This window comes from Paenibacillus pedocola (assembly GCF_031599675.1).
Classification (GTDB): Bacteria; Bacillota; Bacilli; order Paenibacillales; family Paenibacillaceae; genus Paenibacillus_AQ; species Paenibacillus_AQ pedocola.
The window spans coordinates 881,639-904,504 of the sequence record NZ_CP134223.1; the positions used below are offsets into that span (position 1 = coordinate 881,639).

Annotated in this window: 10 protein-coding genes and 1 rRNA gene; all 11 read left to right on the plus strand. The window is 54.1% G+C overall.

The genetic code is table 11. The annotated features are described in order from the left end of the window. Positions 1–303: 303 nt before the first annotated feature. The 11 genes from QU597_RS03805 (at position 304) to QU597_RS03855 (ending at position 22,654) form a co-directional block, all read left to right on the plus strand. Positions 304–2,130 (plus strand): sensor histidine kinase, encoded by a 1,827-nt coding sequence (locus QU597_RS03805; protein WP_310831450.1) that lies wholly within the window; start codon positions 304–306, stop codon positions 2,128–2,130. Next, entirely contained in the window at positions 2,123–3,646 is a 1,524-nt protein-coding gene (locus QU597_RS03810) for a response regulator (protein ID WP_310831451.1), read from the plus strand. The genes QU597_RS03805 and QU597_RS03810 overlap by 8 nt, the downstream gene beginning before the upstream one ends. A 178-nt stretch (positions 3,647–3,824) precedes the next feature. Further along, the gene (locus QU597_RS03815) at positions 3,825–5,321 is read left to right on the plus strand and encodes an ABC transporter substrate-binding protein (protein WP_310831452.1); all 1,497 of its coding nucleotides are present in this window, start codon (positions 3,825–3,827) and stop codon (positions 5,319–5,321) included. Positions 5,322–5,410: 89 nt separating this feature from the next. Then, entirely contained in the window at positions 5,411–6,343 is a 933-nt protein-coding gene (locus QU597_RS03820; RefSeq protein WP_370656250.1) for an ABC transporter permease, read from the plus strand. 23 nt (positions 6,344–6,366) lie between these two features. Next, entirely contained in the window at positions 6,367–7,284 is a 918-nt protein-coding gene (locus QU597_RS03825) for a carbohydrate ABC transporter permease (protein ID WP_310831453.1), read from the plus strand. Positions 7,285–7,310: 26 nt separating this feature from the next. Continuing rightward, positions 7,311–9,623 carry a glycoside hydrolase family 3 N-terminal domain-containing protein gene (locus QU597_RS03830; RefSeq protein WP_310831454.1) on the plus strand — a complete coding sequence of 771 codons (2,313 nt, stop codon included), beginning with the start codon at positions 7,311–7,313 and terminating at the stop codon, positions 9,621–9,623. After that, the gene (locus QU597_RS03835; RefSeq protein ID WP_310831455.1) at positions 9,610–12,789 is read left to right on the plus strand and encodes an alpha-mannosidase; all 3,180 of its coding nucleotides are present in this window, start codon (positions 9,610–9,612) and stop codon (positions 12,787–12,789) included. The genes QU597_RS03830 and QU597_RS03835 overlap by 14 nt, the downstream gene beginning before the upstream one ends. Before the next feature lie 581 nt (positions 12,790–13,370). Beyond that, entirely contained in the window at positions 13,371–14,690 is a 1,320-nt protein-coding gene (locus QU597_RS03840) for a glycoside hydrolase family 125 protein (protein ID WP_310831456.1), read from the plus strand. Further along, on the plus strand, positions 14,687–17,905 hold the full coding sequence (locus tag QU597_RS03845; RefSeq protein WP_370656228.1) for a beta-galactosidase: 3,219 nt from the start codon (positions 14,687–14,689) through the stop codon (positions 17,903–17,905). Before QU597_RS03840 ends, QU597_RS03845 begins: the two co-directional genes overlap by 4 nt. A gap of 20 nt (positions 17,906–17,925) precedes the next feature. After that, entirely contained in the window at positions 17,926–20,670 is a 2,745-nt protein-coding gene (locus QU597_RS03850; protein ID WP_310831457.1) for an alpha-mannosidase, read from the plus strand. 436 nt (positions 20,671–21,106) lie between these two features. Next, positions 21,107–22,654 (plus strand): 16S ribosomal RNA (locus QU597_RS03855). Positions 22,655–22,866: the final 212 nt, after the last annotated feature.

Here is a 22,866-nt window from a genome sequence, read left to right on the forward strand (position 1 = left end):
TAGTCTAGTCAGAACTGACGTTATTATGTCCATTCCGAATCATTTTGATGCATGGACACCGTCCGCTCTTAAGCAAGTCCTGGGGATGTACGGGGGTTATCCGCCTTATGCTTACCTTTAATTTGTACAGTAAAGCTTTAGTTTTTACCCTGTGATGTACAGGCGGGCATAGCTTATTGTTGAACTTAACGGCAGGAACAGCACAGACGTTTATGCCGGGCGTGATATAATTTGACGATCCGGTAAAATATATGCCGAAGTGTGTATGACGAGAGACAGAAGACTAGGAGGAACACGGGGATCATGCTGCTTCCGGGAAATTTATACAGAAAGCATTTTAAGAACAATCTGTTCATGAAGATCATCCTGATCTTCTCCATTATTGCCGTAGTCACGACAATTACGTTCTCTTATCTGATGTTTCTCTTAATGTCACAGTCCGTGGTGCAGAGACAGCTGGAGATTCAGAAACGGACAGTTGAGAGCGTCAATAACTATATGCAGCAAAAATACGATGCCGTGCAGACAATGATGCGTGATGTATACCGGGATGAAGAACTCGCGGCCAACACCTCTTATCTGCTGGAGCATCCTTATCAGGACTATGTCACCTATAGACTAGACCGTTACCTTAACGAGAGCAGCACAACTACGGATAGTGTCCAGTATTTCCGCAACCAGATGGAGGATGATCCGGATATCCGCCGGGTGCTGCTTTACAGCTCTGCCCGGCAGCTGCTGTATGCTTTTAATGAACAGGAGAATTTTAATATTATTTCCACCAATGCGGCAAAATCATTTGTTCCGGATGCCTTGTATCTGGAGGAGGCCAGCAGTGTGACGCTTCCGAATATCTGGGTGCGCAAAACGATTTCCCTGGCCGATTCCCCGATGTTCTCCATCCGTGTGCCGGTTAATGACAAGCTGTCGCTGCGCAATATCGGGCAGCTGCTGGTTTTCTATGATGCTGAGCAGATCTGGAAGAGCATGGGGGATTACAGGGATGATTTCAAGGGCGATATTATTGTGCTGTCGGCAGATAATGACGTACTGTTTGACAGCTCCGGGACATTCTACGGGAAGAAATATCCCTATCCGGAGCAGATTGATACCATTTATGCTGACGGTGAAAAAGTGAACGGAATGCTGATCACGAAGCTGACCCACAGCCAGGGCGGCTTTACTGTGTTAAGTGCGGTTCCCGAGCAGGAGCTGGCTGCAACGTACAGCGGTCTGCGCAATATGATTATCACCATCTGCCTGATCTGTATTCTATTCGCTGTGATTACTCCGTCACTGTTCATCAGCAATTTTGCTACCCGGGCGCATAACATTATCCGCTTTACCCGCAAAGTGAAGAATGGCGACCTGAATGCCCGCATCACCGATGTCAAAGAAGATGAGCTCGGACAAATATCCAAAAGCTTCAACGATATGCTCGATGAGCTGAATCTGTATATCGACCGTGTATTCAAGGCGGAGATCAAACAGAAGCACAGTGAAATTTCGGCGCTTGAGGCAAGGGTCAATCCGCATTTCCTCTATAACACACTGGAGGTCATCCGCATGCGCGCGATATCCCAGGGGGCGGCGGATGTGGGCGAAATGATCTACAGCCTGTCCGTACTGTTCAAAAGCTATGTTCATCCCAAGGCGAAGCATACCTTGAAGGATGAGCTGGAGGCGTGCCGGCTGTACCTTGAATTGTTCCGCATCCGGTACAAGGATAAATTCTCCTACGAGCTGCAATGCCCCAAGGAGCTGGAGGGGCGCGTTGTCCTCAAGATGTCACTGCAGCCTATCGTCGAGAATTATATTCTCCACGGGATGAGGACAGACCGCAGCGACAATCATATCCGGGCTCAGGTGGTTAAGGACGGCGGGATCCTGCGGGCCGTCGTTACCGATAACGGCCGGGGGATTCAGCAGGAGCGGCTGCAGCAGATTCAGCAGGATCTGCTGCATGCAGACAGTTCTTCGCAGTCCTTCGGTCTGCGTAGTATTCACGAACGGATGAAGCTGCTGTACGGGGAACCGCACGGAATTGAGGTAGAGAGTACAGACGGGCTTGGAACAACCGTGACGGTATGTTTCCCTGATTTGGGTGAGGAGGAACCAACCTATGTATAAGGTGTTTATTGTAGATGACGAGCCTTTTATTATCGAGGGTCTGTATGACATCGTTGATTGGGCCGGAATGGGCATGGAGATTGTCGGCCGGGCGGAGAACGGGCAGGAGGCACTGGAGGCACTGTCCTCGCTGCGTGCAGATATACTGATCACCGATATTTCGATGCCAATGATGAACGGGCTTGACCTGATCCGGGCCGTCCGGGGGCTTCAGCCGGGCCTTAAGGTCATTATCCTCAGCGGGTATGACGAGTTCGGCTATCTTAAGGAAGGCATGACCCTGGGCATCGAGAATTATCTGTTGAAGCCGATCAATCTGGAGGAGTTCAAGGCTACGCTGAATAATACGGTGGAGAAGCTCCATATGAGCAGAGTCGAAGATGAACGGAATGCGCACAGCATCTCCATCTTAAGGGACAATATCATGTACCGCTGGCTGAGAGGCCAGATTGGGCCGAATGAATTCCGGGAGCGCTCAGAACTGCTGCGCATACAGCTTGATAAGCCGCTGCTGCTGGCGGCACTGCTGCGTCCGAAGGCCGGTACCGGCGGTGAGCTGTTGGCGGCGGCAGCAGATGCGCTTGGCGGCGAAGGCTCCGTCGTTCTTTTTCAGGACATGGATGGAGACATTGTACTGCTGCATGGCTTAAGCGAATATCAGCTCGGGAAGGAAGCGGCGGATCGCTGTCATGAGCGGCTGCTGGAGCAATTGTCTTCCTTTGAGCCGCTCCGCCTGTCGCTCGGAACCGTCGTGGAGACGGAAGAACGGGCAGCGGAGAGCTACGCGCAGGCGAAGAAGGCGCAGGAGTATTTCATGCTGTTTCCGGAGCGGAATGTGATCCGTTATGAGGAGATTGAGCACCGCAGCGAAGGAGACGGGCGGGAGATCACGCTGAACTGGGAGCAGGTGCAGAAGCTGATTCTGGCTAAGGATAAAGAGACGCTGCTGCAGTGGATTGACGAGCGGTTTGAGCAGCTGCGGCATATGGAGGGGGTAACCCCGGAGATGCTGCAGGATTTCTCGATGGAATGGATGATCCGCTTCAAAATGCAGCTGAAGGAAATCAGGCACTGCGAAGAGCCGGAGCTGTATCAGGAGGGCTTCCGCAGACTCCGCGAGACGGCCTCCATTCATGAATGGATCTCGATTCTCAAAGAAGCCGCTTCGCTTACGGTGGATCTTCTGATCCGCGATGTGAAGAGTCCGGTGGTCCAGCAGGTGCTTAATTTTATTCATGAATCCTATGCCGATGAGCTTTCCCTGAAGACACTTGGCGCCCAGTTCAACATTCATCCGGTCTATCTGGGGCAGCTGTTCAGCAAGGAGCTGGGCGATACGTTCACCGAATATATCAACCGCTACCGGATTGAGAAAGCCAAGGAGCTCCTGCGGACAACTCCGTATAAGGTTCACGAAATTGCCCGGAATGTTGGCTACTGGGAGACCGGATATTTCTACAAGCAATTCAAAAAGTACATGGGCATTTCCCCCACAGAATATAAAGGACTTGTGTAGCGGCGGCTTGCCGGGCAAGTTCTTTTCTTTATTTTCTACATGATTTATTTAGTTTAGCTTCTGTCTGAGAATGCTTACATCTACTAAAGTTAAGGTAATCCTTGAACGGGCAGAGGGCGACAGAGACATTGTAATGCTCCTGCGGCTTCGAGGTGATAAAAGGGGAGGGAAGTAACAAATGAACAAGAAGAGCAAACGGTTTTCCCTGTTACTTACATCAATGATGGCGTTCTCGGTACTGCTTAGCGCATGCGGCGGCGGATCGGACAATGCCGGGGCTAATGATTCCGCTTCAGGAACAGGCGGCACTTCGGAGAAGCCGGTAGAGCTGATCTGGTACACCATCGGTGCTCCGCAGAAGGACCTGGATAAGGTCGTACAGGAAGTCAACAAATACACCAAAGAGAAGATCAACGCAACCCTGAAGGTCAACATGATCGACTACGGCGACTATTCACAAAAAATGCAGGTGAAGGTTGCTTCAGGTGAACCTATGGACATTATGTTTACCAGCTCGTGGGCGCTTGATTATGTGCAGAATGCCCGCAAAGGCGCATTTATGGAAATCGACAGCCTGATCGATGAATACGGCAAGGGGATCAAGGATACTATCGACCCTGCATTCCTGGAAGGCTCCAAGGTAGACGGACACAACTACGCCATCCCGGCTAACAAAGAGCTTCCGGCACAGGAAGTATGGCGCTTCAACAAAGAGCTGCTGGACAAGTACAACCTGGATATCAATAGCGCAACCACGCTGGAAAGTATTGAACCCCTGCTCAAGACGATCAAAGAAAACGAACCGGGCGTTACTCCTTATGCAATGGTGAAGGATTACATGCCGGTATTGCCTTTTGACTATATCATCGAAAAAATGCCGATGGCCGTTTACCTGGACACCAAAGACTACAAAATCGTTAACATTCTAGAAACACCAGAGCTCAAATCCAGTCTTGAAACCGTACACAAATATTACAAGGCAGGTTATCTGTCATCGGAAGTAGCAACAACGACCTCCGTGGATGACCTCTACAAAGCCGGCAAATGGTTTATGGACCGGGCCACAACCCAGCCAATGGCTGATAACCTGTGGACGGCCAGCTACGGCTACCCTGTAGTTTCTACACCGGCAGGTGAATCCTACATTTATAACTGGTCTGTTATGGGCTCGATGCAGGCCATCTCGGCGAACTCTGAGTATCCGGAGAAAGCGATGGAGTTCCTGAACCTGCTGAATACCGACCCTTATCTGCGCAACCTGATCGACTCGGGGATTGAAGGCGTGCATTACGAGAAAATCAATGATAACACCATCAAGAATCTGCCGGAAGCGCAAAACTATGATATGCCGTCCTTCTCCCTGGGCAATATCATGATCAACTACCTGAACGAAGGCGACCCTGCAGACAAATGGGAGCAATTCAAGAAGTTTAACGAAGCAGGTATCAATGCGCCGCTGCTCGGCTTCAACTTCGATACCTCCAAGGTAACGAGTGAAATCGCTGCAGTGCAGAACGTCAAGGAAGAATTCTGGGCTCCGCTCATGACAGGAACTGTAGATCCTGAAGAATATCTGCCAAAAGCGATCGAGAAATTCAAGGCTGCCGGACTCGACAAAATCATCGCAGAAGCACAAACCCAAATCGACGCCTGGAAAGCCGCGAACAATAAATAACTCATTGCTTGAAAGAAGATCGGGCGGGTGCCAAGCCTCATGCCCGGTCTTTTCTTTTACAGTTCAGATTAGGAGGGCTCAACGTGAAAATGATTGGCGGATTCATCCGAAACATCATCAAAGACAAGGTTATGCTGCTCATGGTCCTACCGGGCGCGCTGTGGTTCCTCTTCTTTTCCTATCTGCCGATGGTGGGTACCGTTATTGCCTTTAAGGAGTACCGCTACAGCCGGGAAGGCTTCTGGGCAAGCATCATCAACAGCAAGTGGGTGGGCTGGGATAACTTTAAATTTCTGTTCACCACCAACGACGCGTACATCATCACCCGGAACACCCTCTTATACAATGCTGTTTTCATACTGGTGGGGCTGGTGCTGTCGGTGGTCATGGCGATTGTGCTTGCAGAGATTGCCAACAAAAAACTGGCCAAGGTCTACCAGACCGGTATGTTCCTGCCGTATTTTCTGTCCTGGGTCGTAGTCGGCTACTTTGCCTTCAGCTTTCTCAGCTCCGAGAGTGGGGTACTGAACCAGATCCTGAGCTATTTTGGGGCAGAACCCGTCAACTGGTATTCCGAGAAGAAATACTGGCCGGTCATCCTCGTGCTCGTGTATCTGTGGAAGGCGCTCGGTTATAACAGCGTAGTCTATCTGGCCGCTATTATGGGTATCGACAAATCGCTGTATGAAGCGGCGATGATCGACGGTGCAGGCAAATTCCAGCAGATCAAGAACATTACGCTGCCGATGCTGAGCCCGATTATCACCATTATGACGCTGCTGGCCATCGGGAAAATTTTCTACGCTGACTTTGGACTGTTCTATCAGGTGCCCCGCAATTCAGGGACGCTCTACAGTGTTACGAATGTTATCGATACCTATGTCTACCAGGGTCTGAAATCAACAGGCGAGATCGGCATGAGTACTGCGGCGGGCTTGTATCAATCCGTTGTCGGCTTCGTGCTTGTTATCACCTCGAACTATATCGTGCGCAAATTTAACAAGGACAGCGCCTTATTCTAGATCAGTGAAAGGAGTGAATCCGAATGTCCACCTTAATCCGCAAAGAACGTGATTTTCATAAGCTCTCCAAAACCTGGAATGTGCTGTTCAACCTGTTTGCCGGTATCTTTGCCTTTCTCTGCGTTTTCCCTTTTATCTTTGTGGTGATCATCTCCTTCACCGATGAAGGGGTACTGGCCCGGGACGGCTACAGTCTGCTTCCGGCCAAATGGAGTCTGGGCGCGTACCAGTATGTGTTCCAGTCGGGGGATATGCTGCTGCGCTCTTACGGGGTAACTATCCTCGTCACCGTGCTCGGCACTTTGATCAGCCTGCTGTTTATTTCTTTTTATGCCTATGCCATTTCGCGTAAAAGCTTCCGATACCGCAATTTCTTCGCTTTCTTTGCCTTTTTCACCATGCTCTTCAACGGCGGGCTCGTTCCGACCTATATCATTGTTACCCAGTTCCTGGGACTGAAGGATACGATCTGGGCGCTGATCATGCCGCTGGCCGTGAATGCTTTTTATATTATGATCCTCCGTACCTTCTACAGCACCAGCGTTCCCGATGCCATTATTGAGTCCGGCAAAATCGACGGTGCAGGCGAGTTCCGGATATTCCTGACGCTTGTGCTGCCGTTATCCTTGCCGGGCCTCGCTACGATTGCACTGTTCAGTACCTTGGGCTACTGGAATGACTGGTTCAATGCGCTGCTCTATATCGATGACCCGAATCTGGTGCCGCTGCAGTCCATGCTGATGCGGATCGAGACCAGCATGCAGTTTATTATGCAGAACTCCACCAACAGCTCGCTCAGCCTGGAGGCGCTCCGCTCCATGCCGCAGGATACCTCCCGGATGGCGATGGTCGTGCTGGCCACCGGACCGATTATTTTTGCCTATCCCTTCTTCCAGCGCTATTTCATCCAGGGTCTTACGGTAGGGGCTGTTAAAGAATAAGACCTCAGCAGAGAGGAGTGGAGAATATGACATACAAAGATCCAGGCAGACCGGCCAAGGAACGGGCGGAGTACTTACTGGGACTGATGACCTTGGAAGAAAAGGCCGCGCAGCTGGTTCAGCCCTTCGGCTGGCAGGTCTATGAACATACAGATGGTGTTATTACGCTTACGAAAGACTTTAAACGCCAGGTGGCCGAGACAGGCATCGGTGCTTTATACGGTATGCTTCGGGCCGATCCGTGGACCGGTGTGACGCTGGCCGGCGGATTATCGCCGCGTCAGGGTGCGGAAGCTGTGAATGCTATTCAGCGCTATGCCATTGAGAACTCGCGCCTGGGCATTCCCGTTCTGATAGGGGAAGAATGCTCGCACGGTCATATGGCAATTGGAGCTACGGTATTCCCGGTTCCGCTGTTGCTGGGCAGCTCGTGGAATGTCGATCTGTACCGGGAGATGTGCCGGGCAGTGGCGCTGGAGACCCGCAGCCAGGGCGGAACGGTGACGTATTCGCCGGTGCTCGACGTGGTGCGCGACCCCCGCTGGGGCCGCACCGAAGAATGCTTTGGAGAGGACGCCTATCTGATCAGCGAGCTGGCCGTGGCCTCCGTCGAGGGGCTGCAGGGGGATTCGCTGAGCAGCCAGGCAAGCGTCGGCGCAACGCTGAAGCACTTCGCCGGCTACGGCAGCTCTGAGGGCGGGCGTAATGCCGGTCCGGTGCATATGGGCTGGCGCGAGCTTTTGGAGGTGGATTTGCTGCCGTTTAAGAAGGCAGTGGAGGCGGGCGCGGTGTCCATTATGCCGGCCTACAATGAGATCGACGGCGTTCCCTGCACGACGAATACTGCACTGCTGGAGGATATTCTCCGCGGAGCGTGGGGCTTTGACGGTATGGTCATCACCGATTGCGGCGCCATCGAGATGCTGGCGGAAGGTCATGATGTCGCCGAAGACGGTTTGGATGCGTCCGTGCAGGCTATCACGGCGGGGATCGATATGGAGATGTCCGGTGTGATGTTTGGCAGCCATCTGGTGAACGCCGTTCGCAGCGGCAAGCTAGCCGTGGAGGTCCTGGACCGTGCCGTGCAGCGGGTGCTGGAGCTGAAATTCAGGCTCGGCCTGTTCGAACAGCCGTATGCGGACCCGGAAGCGGCGGAGAAGTTTATCGGCTGCGCAGAGCACCGGGCACTTGCCCGGAAGCTGGCCGCTGAGAGCATCATTCTGCTCAAGAATGAGGGGGGAACGCTGCCGCTGGCACCCGGCTCCGGTTCCGGCAAGATTGCCGTGATCGGACCGAACGCCGATGCGCCCTACAATCAACTGGGCGATTATACCTCGCCGCAGCCGCGGTCGAGCATCGCAACCGTGCTGAACGGCGTGCGCAGCAAGCTTGGTCCGGAGCGGGTGCTGTACGCACCCGGCTGCCGGATCAAAGGCGATGACCGGGAAGGCTTCGAGGCTGCGCTGTTCTGCGCTGCGCAGGCCGAGACCGTAGTAATGGTACTCGGCGGCTCAAGTGCCCGCGATTTCGGCGAAGACAGCATTGACCTGAAGACCGGAGCGTCGAAGGTGACAGAGCATTCCTGGAGCGATATGGACTGCGGCGAAGGGATTGACCGGATCTCGCTGGCCCTTTCAGGAGTGCAGCTGGAACTGTTCAAGGAGATTCATCAGCTCGGCAAGCCGGTGGTTGTCGTCTATATCAACGGCCGTCCGGTGAGCGAGCCTTGGATCGAGGAACATGCCCATGCCATTCTGGAGGCCTGGTATCCCGGACAGGAGGGCGGCCATGCCGTGGCCGATATTCTGTTCGGAGACGTGAATCCTTCCGGCAAGCTTACGGTCTCCTGGCCGAAGGATGCCGGACAGCTTCCGGTGTACTACAACGGCAAGCGCTCACGCGGCAAAAGATATCTTGAAGCCGATTCACAGCCGCGCTACCCGTTCGGGTATGGACTAAGCTATACAAGCTTCAGCTACTCAGATCTCAAGGTGGAGCCGGAGCAGATTACAGCGGATGAAACGGCAACCGTATCCGTGCAGATAAAGAACACAGGTGAGCTTGCAGGATCTGAAGTCGTTCAGCTCTATATCTCCGATGTTGCCAGCAAGGTATCAAGACCAGCGAAGGAACTCAAAGGTTTCCGTAAAATCACGCTGGCTCCGGGAGAAACACAAACCGTGGAATTTGAAATTGGCGCGGAGCAGCTGCAGTATATCGGCCCGGACTATCAGCCTGTCGTAGAGCCGGGGGCATTCAAGGTGCTGGTGGGCGGCCATGTGAATGATGTGCTGGAAGCTGCACTAGTTGTAATGGAGGGTGCTCATGGAACGGATTAGAAGATTTATCCGCGAGCTGTCCGAGCGGCAATGGCTGGAGCAGTACACGCTTGAGGAATGGGACATCCAGGCTTCGGTATATACCGTACCGGGTCAATATGACGGAATGCGGCCTTATACTGAAGGCGGGGATTTCAGCCTGTTCCCGAGTGTACAAGGAACTACGTATTTTTTCCGCCGTACGCTGGATATTCCCCAGGAATGGAGAGGGAAGCGTGCGGGTCTGATTTTTGAGTCGGGAGGCGAGGGTTTGCTGCGGGTTAACGGAGAATCGCGCCAGGGCCTCGACCGGAACCACACCTTTGCCACACTTGAAGCATCCCCGGACGGAAGACCGCTGGAGCTGGAAATTGAATTGTTCGATCCGGTCCCGGAGCCGGTGGACCCCCTAAATCAGCAGGCGGTCATCCAGCCGCCGATCCGGGCCATCCGCTCTTTGCTTGTATTGATCAATGAGCCGGTACAGAGCCTGATGTATACCGCCGTCATTGTCCGCGATGCGGCCATGCTGCTGCCGGAAGAGGATATGCGCCGCATACGGATGCTGGAAGCCTTGTACCGGGTGATGGATGAATATCTGAATTTGGAGGAGTCAGCGGTACGTGAAGGAAGTGCTGTCTCCGTGCTTGAGGAGAAGCTGCGTACTGATATTACAGGAATCGGCGGTAATGCGGAAGGCACCATTCATATGGTCGGCCAGTCGCATATCGACATTGCCTGGCTGTGGCCTGTGCGGGAGACCGTACGGAAGACCAGCCGCACCTTCTCGACGGTGAATGCCTTAATGGAGGAATTTCCTGAATATCATTTCGCCCAGAGCCAGCCGCAGCTGTTCGAATATCTCAAGGAGAATGATCCGGTTTTGTTCGCCAAGGTCAAAGAGAGAATCCGCGAAGGCCGCTGGGAGCTGGTCGGCGGCATGTGGGTGGAGCCGGATCTGAACATCCCGAGCGGGGAATCGCTGATGCGCCAGATGCTCTACGGCCAGCGGTTTTACCTGGAGGAATTCGGCCAAACCTCTGACATTGAATGGCTGCCGGATACCTTCGGCTACTGTGCATCGCTTCCGCAGATTATGCGGCATGGCGGCGTGCGGTATTTCATGACTACGAAGCTGGGCTGGAATGACACCAATGTGTTCCCATATGATCTGTTCCATTGGGTCGGCATTGACGGCACCCCGATACTGTCCTATCTCAACCATGGGGTGAACGAGAATACGCTGCCTAAGGATGTTCACGACCACTGGCAATCCTTCCGCGAGAAAAAAACACACAACGAGCAGATGCTGCTCTACGGCCATGGCGACGGAGGCGGGGGCGTGACTCGCGAAATGCTGGAATACATCCGCCGTTCCGGGCTGATGGTCGGCCAGCCGGCCGGCACGTTCAGCAATGCCGCCGGGTTCTTCGCCGGCATTGAAGAGCGGCAGCCGAAGCTGCCCGAATGGCGCGGCGACCTGTATCTGGAGCTGCACCGCGGCACCTATACCACCCATGGCCGCAATAAAAGGAACAACCGCAAAGCGGAAATCCTGTACCGGGAGGCGGAGCTGTGGCAGACGGTGGCCTCTTCCTTTATGAAGCCGGAGGAACGGGGAAGCAGCATTAACCGACTGCACAAAGGCTGGAAGCTGGTCCTGCTGAACCAGTTTCATGATATTATCCCCGGGTCGGCGATTACCGAGGCCTATGAAACCTCTGAGAAGGAATACCGCGAGGTGTTCGCTCTCGGGGAGGCAGCACTCCGGCCGGGGCTTGAGGCCCTGGCGGGCCAAGTGGCTGCGGCAGGTGAAGGGATTCCTTATGTGCTCTTCAACAGCCTGGGCTGGGCACGGGATGCCGTTGCTGTAATTGATTTAGCAAATATAGCTTCAACCTATATAACAACAGGATCCGCTGCCGCTGGACCGGCAGATCTGAATTGGACTGCGTATGATGACACCGGCCTTTCGCTGCCGCTGGATATCGTCTCCTCTCCTGCAGCAGCGGGCCAGCCTTCATTCCGCATTCAGGTTCCGCTGATCCCGGCTCTGGGCTATAAGACAATCTGGCTGAGAAGCGGAGCTCCGGATACAGCCGTTGCTGCCCCGGCCTTGGAGGCGGCAACGGTGACGGAATCCCCTGTGCTGGATGACAGCTGGGAGACACCGTATTACCGCCTCATGTTCAACGAACGGGGCGAAATCACCAGTCTGTTCGACAAAGCAGCCGGCCGCGAGATTGTACAGCCGGGCGGGCGGGCCAACCGGTTTCATTTTTTCCATGACCGTCCGACTTTGTGGGATGCCTGGGACATCGACAGCCGTTATGAAGAACAGCCTGCTGGCGAAGCTGAACTGGCTGGGAAATACGTGCTGCACTCCGGCAAGGTGCAGGATGTGCTCCACTTCCGCTGGAAGCTGGGCGGGTCGGAAATTATCCAGGATCTTATTTTATATAAGAAAGACCGTAGAATCGACTTCAAAACACAGGTGAACTGGAATGAAGCCCATAAGCTGCTGAAGGTCGGCTTCCCGGTCGATGTAATTGCAGATAAAGCGACTTATGAGATTCCGTTTGGTGCGCTGGAGCGTCCGACCCACCGCAACACCAGCTGGGAGCAGGCACAGTATGAGGTGTGCGGCCACCGGTTTGCCGATGTATCCGAGCACGGATATGGTGTAAGCCTGCTGAATGACAGCAAATACGGCTATGACATTCAGGGCAGCACGATGCGCCTCTCCCTGCTGCGCGCGCCGAAATGGCCTGATGCCACAGCGGACCAGGGTATTCATGAATTCACTTATTCGCTCTATCCGCACACTGGAGACTGGCGGAGTGCGCACACGCTGCGCAAGGCGGCAGAGCTGAATCTTGAGGTGCCGGTCATCGCAGCCGTTGGGCAGAGCGGTCACCTGCCGCCTGCTGGATCCTTGATCGGTTTCAGCGGAGAGCATGTCGTGCTGGACACCGTCAAACCCTCCGAGGATGGACAGGGCAGCGTTCTGCGCCTCTATGAATCCTCCGGCGGGCGCGAAACCGTGAAGCTCAGCTGGGAGCAGCCTTTTGGCGAAGTATATCTATCCAATACGCTGGAGGAGAAGCTGGAGGCTGTTGCCCATCATGAAGGGCAATTTCAGCTGCATTTCGCTCCATTTGAGATTAAGACTGTCTATATCCGATGACGTGGTGACTGCATAGTGCGCAGTATCTGGCAAGCAAGCATTGTAGATTACAGTTGCCAAGGACAGCTGCTGGCTGGCCTTGGCTTGAAACCATAACTGTACATGCACAGAAGTGTTGGCGCTTAGCACGCTACTGCCGCTATATAGGGCTCACAGGTGGAATTTCTCCACCTAATTTGCTCAAACTCTGCCCGGGGCAGCATTTAGTGGGAAAATCTCCATCTAACTCAGCACATTGCTTCATTTATCCGGCCGTCATGGCTGATTAAGTGGACTTTTTCCCGCTAGCAATGATTGCTTATGCTGATCGCTAAGATTAGTCGGAGTTTTTCCACTTAGCCCTATGGCTCAACGAGCCTAATAAGCCTAATAAGCCTAATAAGCCTAATAAGCCTAATAAGCCTAATAAGCCCTAATGAGTCTATTAAGCCCAATAAGCCCAAATTTCCGGCAAGCTCAATCATTACTGAAGCCTAACCAGGCGCCTGTATGCCGTTCAACTCACCTGATTAACGGAATCTCCAGGTCTAATCTTTACCCTGACTAATTCAACCTACATGAACATAAGGAGTGTGTCTTCCTTGGAACAATTCAGATTACCCAAAATTCCGATGCCGAAGCTGGAGCTCCCCCGGGCTGTACAGGAGGTGCTGGCGGAAGCGGAAGAGCAGCTGGCCCACCGTCCGAAGCTGCTGCAGCTGTTTAAGAACTGTTTTCCCAATACGCTGGAGACGACTACGAAGCTGATGGAAGATGGCACTACCTTTGTTATTACCGGAGACATCCCGGCTTCCTGGCTGCGCGATTCGGTGGAGCAGGTCATTCATTACGTGCCGCTGGCCAAAAATGACCGTGATCTCCAGCGCATCATCGGCGGACTGATCAAACGTCATATTAAGTACATCCACATCGATCCTTACGCCAATGCGTTTAATGAATATGCCAATGACTGGCATTGGAACACCACAGACGTTACGGAGATGTCACCGTGGGTCTGGGAGCGCAAATTCGAGATTGATTCTCTGTGCTTCGTGGTGCGTCTCGCCTATACCTACTGGCAGGAAACCGGGCTTACCGATTTCTTCGATGCCGAATTCAAGGCTGCCCTGCGGACCATTATCGATTTGTTCAAAAGAGAGCAGCATCACTTCGAGCAGTCGCTGTACCGCTTTACCCGCAACAATGGTATTCCTGAGGATTCACTGCGTAACAGCGGGCTCGGCATGCCGGTGAACTATACAGGGATGATCTGGTCCGGCTTCCGTTCCAGCGATGATGCCTGTGATTTCCACTACAACATTCCCGGCAATATGTTTGCCGTTGTAGCCCTGCGCCAGATGCAGGAATTTGCCGAATGGGTCTTCCGCGACATGGATATGCTGGCAGAGCTGAAGGAGCTTGAATTCGAGGTAGATCACGGCATTAAGCTGTATGGTATTTACCGCCATCCGGAATTTGGTCCGATCTACGCCTACGAGACAGACGGCTTCGGCAATTACTGTCTGATGGATGACGCCGGAACCCCCGGGCTGATCTCCATCCCGTATCTCGGCTATACCACGGCAGATGATCCGGTCTACCAGAACACCAGACGGTTTGCGCTCAGCAAAGAGAATCCTTTCTATTATGAAGGAACAGCAGCCAAAGGCATCGGCAGCCCGCATACACCTAAGAACTATATCTGGCACATGGCCCTGTCGATGCAGGGAATTACTGCAGAATCTGTGGAGGAAAAGCTGCAGCTGGTCGAGCTCCTGGAGAGCACCGACGCAGATACCGGCTTCATGCATGAAGGCTTCCATGCTGACGACCCTTCCGTGTTCACCCGCAGCTGGTTCGCCTGGTCGAACAGCCTGTTCTCGCAGCTAGTGTACCGGATGATGAAGGACGGACAGCTGTGAGTGCGGGCACTGTGATTCTGTTCAGCGACCCGCAGTTCCCGGGCTACTCTGGTGCTGCCGGACAGCTCCGGGAGCTGGCGAAGCAGCAGGGCGGGTTAGATCATACCGCCCATGCCGCCCATCCTGCTAATAATGCCCGGCCTGTCCCCGGCGTTCAATCCGCCCTTCCTGTCCATGCTGTCGCTGCGGATCAGCTCGCAGCGGCGCTGGATGCCGCCGGGCCCGGCGGATGCTTCATTAACTTGCATGCCCCTTACTTTCCCAAGGAGGCATGGGGCTCCATCGTCGCCTACCTGAAGCGCGGCGGCGGGCTGCTGAGCATCGGCGGCGCCCCGTTCAAGCATCCGGTGCGCCGGGAGCAGGGCGGGTGGCTGGCGGAAGTCGAGCAGACCGCCTACCACCGCCAGCTGCATATCCACGAAGCGCTGCGCGTGGATGGCAGCCGGGTGCAAGCGCATGCCGCGCTTGCGGAGATCCCGCTGTTCGCAGGCCGCGAACAGCTGCTCGAGCCTTCGGGCACCTGGAATCTGGTGCCCCATGTGACCAAAAGCAGCGATCTGCCGGAGCAAATGGGCGCCAGCGGCCCCATGGATACCCGGATCTATCCGCTGCTGAAGGGCATCTCCGGCGAAGGCCGTGAGGTGTCTGCCCCAGCTGTGCTGTGGGAGCATACCGGCGGTCCCTTCGCCGGCGGGCGCTGGATCTTCATCGGCCAGCGCCTTACACCTGAGGCCTGCAGCGATGCAGGCCGGGAACTGCTGGCGGCCTGCGCGGCCTTTGCCGCCAAAGGCGTCACCGAGCTGTGGCTGAAGCCGAACTACGCCTCTTATGAGGCGGGCGAACGGCCGGTTATCAGCCTGCAGAGCCAGCGGCTCAGCCGCGCCCGGACCGGAAGTGAAGGCTGGAAGCTTCACTTCTCACTGCAGCGGGACGGAGCGGATTCCGTATGCTATGAACACTCTTGCGAGATAACCGTAAGCAGCGAAATGAATTTTCTTCGCTTGCCTATACCCGTGGAGCTGGAGCCGGGCCTGTACCGTTTGAACTGCACCGCTGAGGCGGAAGACGGCGAACTGCGCGTATTGCGCCAGGGTTTCTGGGGCTATGATGCCGAGCTGCTTGCAGAAGGGGAGCCTATCACTGCCGGCCGGGACTATTTCCGGAAGAACGGGCAGCCGCTGCCGGTTGTAGGCATGACCTACATGACCTCGGATGTGGCGCGGAAGTTTCTTTTCCTGCCGAACGCCGCCGTGTGGGACCGGGATATGGCCCAGATGAGGAAGGCCGGAATCAACTGGATCCGTACCGGCATCTGGACGGCCTACCGCAATATCATGCAGGTCGACGGGCATGCCTCGGAAGAGGTGCTGCGGGCCATCGATGCTTTTCTGCAGACAGCGGGGAAGCATGATCTTCAAGTTACCTTCACCTTTTTCTCCTTTACACCGGAGAGCTGGGAGGGCAGCAATCCGTATCTGGACCCGCGCAGCGTGGAAGCACAAAAGCGGTTTATCCGCTCCATTGTTTCCCGCCATGTTCACACCACACATGTGGACTGGGACCTGATCAACGAGCCGTCGATGTTCGATCCGCCGCGTATTTTTTCAGATGGCCCGAGCCCGGCAGGGGATATTTACGAGCAGCAGGCATTCACCGCCTGGCTGGAGCAGCGTCACGGCAGCATTGCCCTTCTTCAGGAACGCTGGAACATGACGCCGCTGGAGCTGCCGGATTTCGCCTCAGCACGGCCGCCCGAGCAGGCGGAGATTAATTTCAGCATCCAGGATATCCATTCCGGCAAACGCGGAACACGCTGGCTCGATTACTGCCTGTTCTCGATGGAGATGCATAATGTCTGGGCCCGGGAGCTGTACGGAGCCATCAAAGAGCTGAACCCCGCCCATCTCGTGACCGTAGGCCAGGACGAAGCGCTGGGAGCGCAGAGACCTTCGCCGTTCTTTTATGGGGAAGCTGTAGATTACACCACAGTCCATACCTGGTGGCTGAACGATAATCTGCTGTGGAGCAGTATCTTTGCCAAAACAGAGAACAAACCCAATCTCGTCCAGGAAACCGGAATTATGTATGTAGAAACCCCGGACGGACGCGCCAAAAGATCTGAGGAAGAGCTCCGCTCTATCCTGGAACGAAAGTATGCTTATGCTTTTGCTGCGGGCGGTGCGGGTGCTGTCCAGTGGATCTGGAATACCAATTTTTATATGGATAATGCCAATGAATCGCAGATTGGTGCACTGCGTGCGGATGGCACGGAGAAGCCCGAGGCCGATGTATCCTATGATTTCGGACGTTTCATTGCGGAAAGCGGACATTTGTTTGAGGGGCGCAAGCTGGAGGATATCGCCGTTATTTTCCCGTATTCCAATGACTTCTCAAACCGGAAGCTGGCGTATGACGCCACTACCCGGCTGACCCGTATTCTGTCCTATCAGCTGCGTCTGCCTTTCCGCGGGGTTTCAGAATATGGTCTTGAAGCGCTGGAAGCCCAGCCGCCGAAGCTGATCCTGCTGCCTAGTGCGCATAATCTGGATGACAGCGCCATGAAACAGCTAATTTCTTTTGTGGAGCGAACCGGAGCGGTGCTGGTCGTGACCGGAGCGCTGGGACTGAGCTCTTACTGGCAGCCGTCGGAGCGCCTGGAGGGAATTCTTGGAAAGCGTGAGTTCAGCAATGTGCGGCGCGAAGAGCGGATGAAGCTTGGCGCCAGAACCTTTGCCGTTTCTTTCGGGCAGCGGCGGATCGCAGAGCTGGTCAAGGAGATCCGGACAAACAGAGCTTCCGGGGTTCACCAGCCTGCTGATAATGGGGATACCGTGTTAGATATTCCGCTCGGCAATGGACGCCTGATCTGGTGCCCGCTGCCGCTGGAGCTGAATGAGCGTGATGAACCCATCGTCGAACTATACCGCTATGCAGTGGAGTGTACTGGCATCACATCCGGACTCGAATGGATTACCGGAGGTGATCTCCCGGGAGTCTACGGGCGTAAGCTGGATTTTGCCGAGGGAGCACTTTATATCTTCGTATCTGAATATGCCTGGGATGCTGATATTGAAGTCAAAGACCCGCAGACCGGCGCAAGCTTCAGCTTCCGGCTGGAGAAAGAACGCACTGTGCTGTTTGCAGCGGATAAGCAGGGGCGGGTGCAGTCCATCTATAGACCGGACAACACTATCATTACAACAGGCCTAAGCTGAGCAAAGGAGAGATGGGACCCATGATGAACAAAAAAACCGCGCATATCGTTTCCCACACCCACTGGGACCGGGAATGGTACTTGCCTTACGAGAAGCATCACGTCCGCCTGGTGCAGCTGGTGGATGCGCTACTCGATAAATTGGATCACAGTACGGCCTTCCGCAGCTTTTATCTGGATGGCCAGACGATTATTTTGGAGGATTATCTGCAGGTCCGTCCTGAGAATAAAGAACGGCTGGAGCAGCATATCCGGGATGGCCGGATTTTGATCGGTCCGTGGTATATTCTGCAGGATGCTTTCCTGACGAGCGGAGAGGCCAATGTGCGCAATATGCAGATCGGCCATCAGGATGCCGGCAAATACGGCAAGCCAACCAAAATCGGCTATTTCCCCGATACCTTCGGTCTAGTCGGACAGACACCCCAGCTCATGCTCCAATCAGGCATTCAGAATGCCTTTTTCGGCAGAGGCGTTAAACCGACAGGCTTCAATAACACCGTATCTGACGGGGGGTACGAGTCCTCGTTTTCTGAGCTGGTCTGGGAAGGGCCGGACGGCTCGCGGATTCTCGGTATTCTTTTTGCCAACTGGTATTCTAACGGAAATGAGATTCCTGTGGACGGAGCCGCTGCGCGTGAATTCTGGGACCGCAAACTGGCCGATGCCGAAAAATATGCTTCCACAGATGAGCTGCTGTTCATGAATGGCTGTGACCATCAGCCGCTGCAGCTTGACCTGCCGGAGGCGATTGCCACGGCTCAAGCCTTGTACCCGGAGGTGGAATTCGTTCATTCGAACTTCCCGGATTATCTGGACGCGCTGAATGCCGATCTGGAGAAAGGGAAGCGGGAGCTTTCTTCAGTAACGGGCGAGCTGCGCAGCCAGCGGACGGACGGCTGGGGGACACTGGTGAACACCGCCTCGGCGCGCGTTTATCTGAAGCAGATGAACCAGAAGGGCCAGACCCTGCTGGAAAAAGTAGCCGAGCCGCTCGCTTCCATCGCGGGCCTCATCGGCAAAGACTATCCGCATCATCTGTTCACCTACGCCTGGAAGACGCTGATGCAGAACCATCCGCATGACAGCATCTGCGGCTGCAGCGTGGACGAGGTTCACCGCGAGATGGTGACTCGTTTTGATAAAAGCCGCCACGTAGCGGAGAGTATTATAGAAGACAGTGCCAGATTTATTACTGACGCTGTAGATACTTCTTTATTTGAAAAATTATCAGAAGGAGGCCAGGCGGTTCCTTTGGTGGTGATGAACACCACGGGCTGGAGCCGCACGGGCACCGTTAGTATCGAGCTGGATGCCGCCCGCTTATACCTGCGTGAAGGCTACGGTCTGGAGGAAACCTCGCGCAGAATGCAGGAGTTTGACCTCTCCGGCCGTGTACTGGTGGACGACAGAGGGAAGGTGCTTGCGTGCACCGTGGAGGATCTGGGCCTGGAATTCGGCTACGATCTGCCGGATGACAGGTTCCGCCAGCCGTATATGTGCCGCAGAGTAAAAATCACCTTCGAAGCGGCGGATGTTCCGGCACTCGGACTGCGTGCTTATGCTTGGGTGGTTCAGCAGGCAGCCGCTGTTCCTGCCGCCTCCACGCTCATTAACGGTGAACATGTGCTGGAAAATGCAGCTCTTCGTGTGGAAGTTGCTGAGGACGGCTCCTTCAGCCTTCATCATAAGCTGAGCGGTGCGGTATACCGTGATCTCGGCATCTACGAGAACACCGGAGATATTGGTAACGAGTATATGTATAGACAGCCGGATGGCGAAATTCCTCTGACAACTAAAGGTCTTAATGCTGCCATTACGGTACTCGAAGATACACCTTACCGGGCAGCGATTGAGATTAAGCATGCATGGGAAATCCCCGCTTCAGCAGATGCCACACTGAATCAGGAGCAGCGCTCACTGGTCTATTATCCGGAGCGCAAAGCCCAGCGCAGCAGGGAGACTGTAATTCTAGAGCTTCGTACTGTCATCTCGCTGGAGCGTGAAGGCAATGGGGTACACATTGAATCGACGATCAATAATAAGGCCAAGGATCACCGGGTGCGGATGCTGTTTCCTACAGATCTGCAGACTATGGTGCATCATGCCGATTCCATGTTCGAAATTGCCAAACGGGACAATGAGCCTGCGGCTGAATGGCTGAATCCGAGCAACACGCAGCATCAGCAGGCTTTTGTGGATGTCAGCAGTGAAGAGGCAGGCCTGACTGTAGCCAATCAGGGGCTGAACGAATATGAAGTGCTGCAGGACGGACGCAATACGATTGCGGTCACCCTGCTCCGCAGTGTAGGCGAGTTGGGCGATTGGGGCTGGTTCTCGACACCGGAAGCCCAATGCCAAGGGGAACATACTGCTGAATTAATGCTGATTCCGCATTCAGGAGATGGCATTACTTCGGGTGCCTATGCTGAAGCATACCGGTTCCAGGCTCCATGGACAGTCTTTCAGACAGGCATTCACACTGGAGAGCTTGCCTCAGGATATTCCCCTCTGGCTTGGAAGGGTCCGGAAGCAGCGTTCTCTTCCATGAAAATGAACGAATCGTCCGGTGATCTGCTGTTGCGCTGGTACAACATGAGCAGCCAGGCGGTAGAAGTAGAACTACAGCTTAGTATTGATCATCAGCAGATGTACCGAACCGGGATCCTTGAAGAACGGACGAATCCGCTAACGTATTCCGGCAGTGCGATTCATCTTCTGAAACTGGGTGCATGTGAAATTGCAACCTTAGGCATTCAATTCTAAGCATATCTGCTAGACCCAAACCTCCCCCGGCGCTGTTCTGCCGGGGGGAGGTTTACTTATTGAAGTTGCTGACTGGGCGGTAAAGGATGGGGAAATATAATACAGATTAAAAAAAGCTTGCATTGTTTTCTTATGCATGATATATTCTATTTCTGGCCGCGAAACATCAACGCCGAGCTCGAAAAAGAAGTTAAAAAAAGAGCTTGCATTGAACGGCTGGATGTGATATATTATAAGAGTTGCTGGTGACGAGATGATCGGCACTGACAACGAGCTTGATCTTTGAAAACTGAACAACGAGTGAGTATCGGAAATCACTTCGGTGAGATCCAAAACTGATGATTTTCACAGCGTCTTGTACGCTTTCGAAATTCATCTTGAGAATGCAAATTCTCGTCAGATGTTTCAAAATGAGCAATCGCTCTTTCTAAATACCAATTTGGAGAGTTTGATCCTGGCTCAGGACGAACGCTGGCGGCGTGCCTAATACATGCAAGTCGAGCGGAGCTTATCCTTCGGGATAAGCTTAGCGGCGGACGGGTGAGTAACACGTAGGCAACCTACCCCTCAGACTGGGATAACTACCGGAAACGGTAGCTAATACCGGATAATTCCTTTTCTCTCATGAGAAGAGGATGAAAGGCGGAGCAATCTGCTACTAAGGGATGGGCCTGCGGCGCATTAGCTAGTTGGTGAGGTAACGGCTCACCAAGGCGACGATGCGTAGCCGACCTGAGAGGGTGAACGGCCACACTGGGACTGAGACACGGCCCAGACTCCTACGGGAGGCAGCAGTAGGGAATCTTCCGCAATGGGCGAAAGCCTGACGGAGCAACGCCGCGTGAGTGATGAAGGTTTTCGGATCGTAAAGCTCTGTTGCCAGGGAAGAACGTCCGGTAGAGTAACTGCTACCGGAGTGACGGTACCTGAGAAGAAAGCCCCGGCTAACTACGTGCCAGCAGCCGCGGTAATACGTAGGGGGCAAGCGTTGTCCGGAATTATTGGGCGTAAAGCGCGCGCAGGCGGCTATTTAAGTCTGGTGTTTAAACCTTGGGCTCAACCTGGGGTCGCACTGGAAACTGGATGGCTTGAGTACAGAAGAGGAAAGTGGAATTCCACGTGTAGCGGTGAAATGCGTAGATATGTGGAGGAACACCAGTGGCGAAGGCGACTTTCTGGGCTGTAACTGACGCTGAGGCGCGAAAGCGTGGGGAGCAAACAGGATTAGATACCCTGGTAGTCCACGCCGTAAACGATGAGTGCTAGGTGTTAGGGGTTTCGATACCCTTGGTGCCGAAGTTAACACAGTAAGCACTCCGCCTGGGGAGTACGGTCGCAAGACTGAAACTCAAAGGAATTGACGGGGACCCGCACAAGCAGTGGAGTATGTGGTTTAATTCGAAGCAACGCGAAGAACCTTACCAGGTCTTGACATCCCTCTGAATCCTCTAGAGATAGAGGCGGCCTTCGGGACAGAGGAGACAGGTGGTGCATGGTTGTCGTCAGCTCGTGTCGTGAGATGTTGGGTTAAGTCCCGCAACGAGCGCAACCCTTGACTTTAGTTGCCAGCAGGTAAGGCTGGGCACTCTAGAGTGACTGCCGGTGACAAACCGGAGGAAGGTGGGGATGACGTCAAATCATCATGCCCCTTATGACCTGGGCTACACACGTACTACAATGGCCGGTACAACGGGAAGCGAAACCGCGAGGTGGAGCCAATCCCAGCAAAGCCGGTCTCAGTTCGGATTGCAGGCTGCAACTCGCCTGCATGAAGTCGGAATTGCTAGTAATCGCGGATCAGCATGCCGCGGTGAATACGTTCCCGGGTCTTGTACACACCGCCCGTCACACCACGAGAGTTTACAACACCCGAAGTCGGTGGGGTAACCCGCAAGGGAGCCAGCCGCCGAAGGTGGGGTAGATGATTGGGGTGAAGTCGTAACAAGGTAGCCGTATCGGAAGGTGCGGCTGGATCACCTCCTTTCTATGGAGAATCGTTTCCTGCAACGGAAACATTCAAATCGGAAGCTCAGCTTCCAAAACTCAGGTTTAGGCCTGTTACTCACTCGTTGGTCAGTTTTGAGAGTTTAAGCTCTCAGCAGTACCTTGATCCTTGAAAACTGGATACCGAAACGAATTTGCGTTTTAGAACATCTTTTAGCTGAAACTTGTGTAAGCAAGTTGAAATAGTTATTA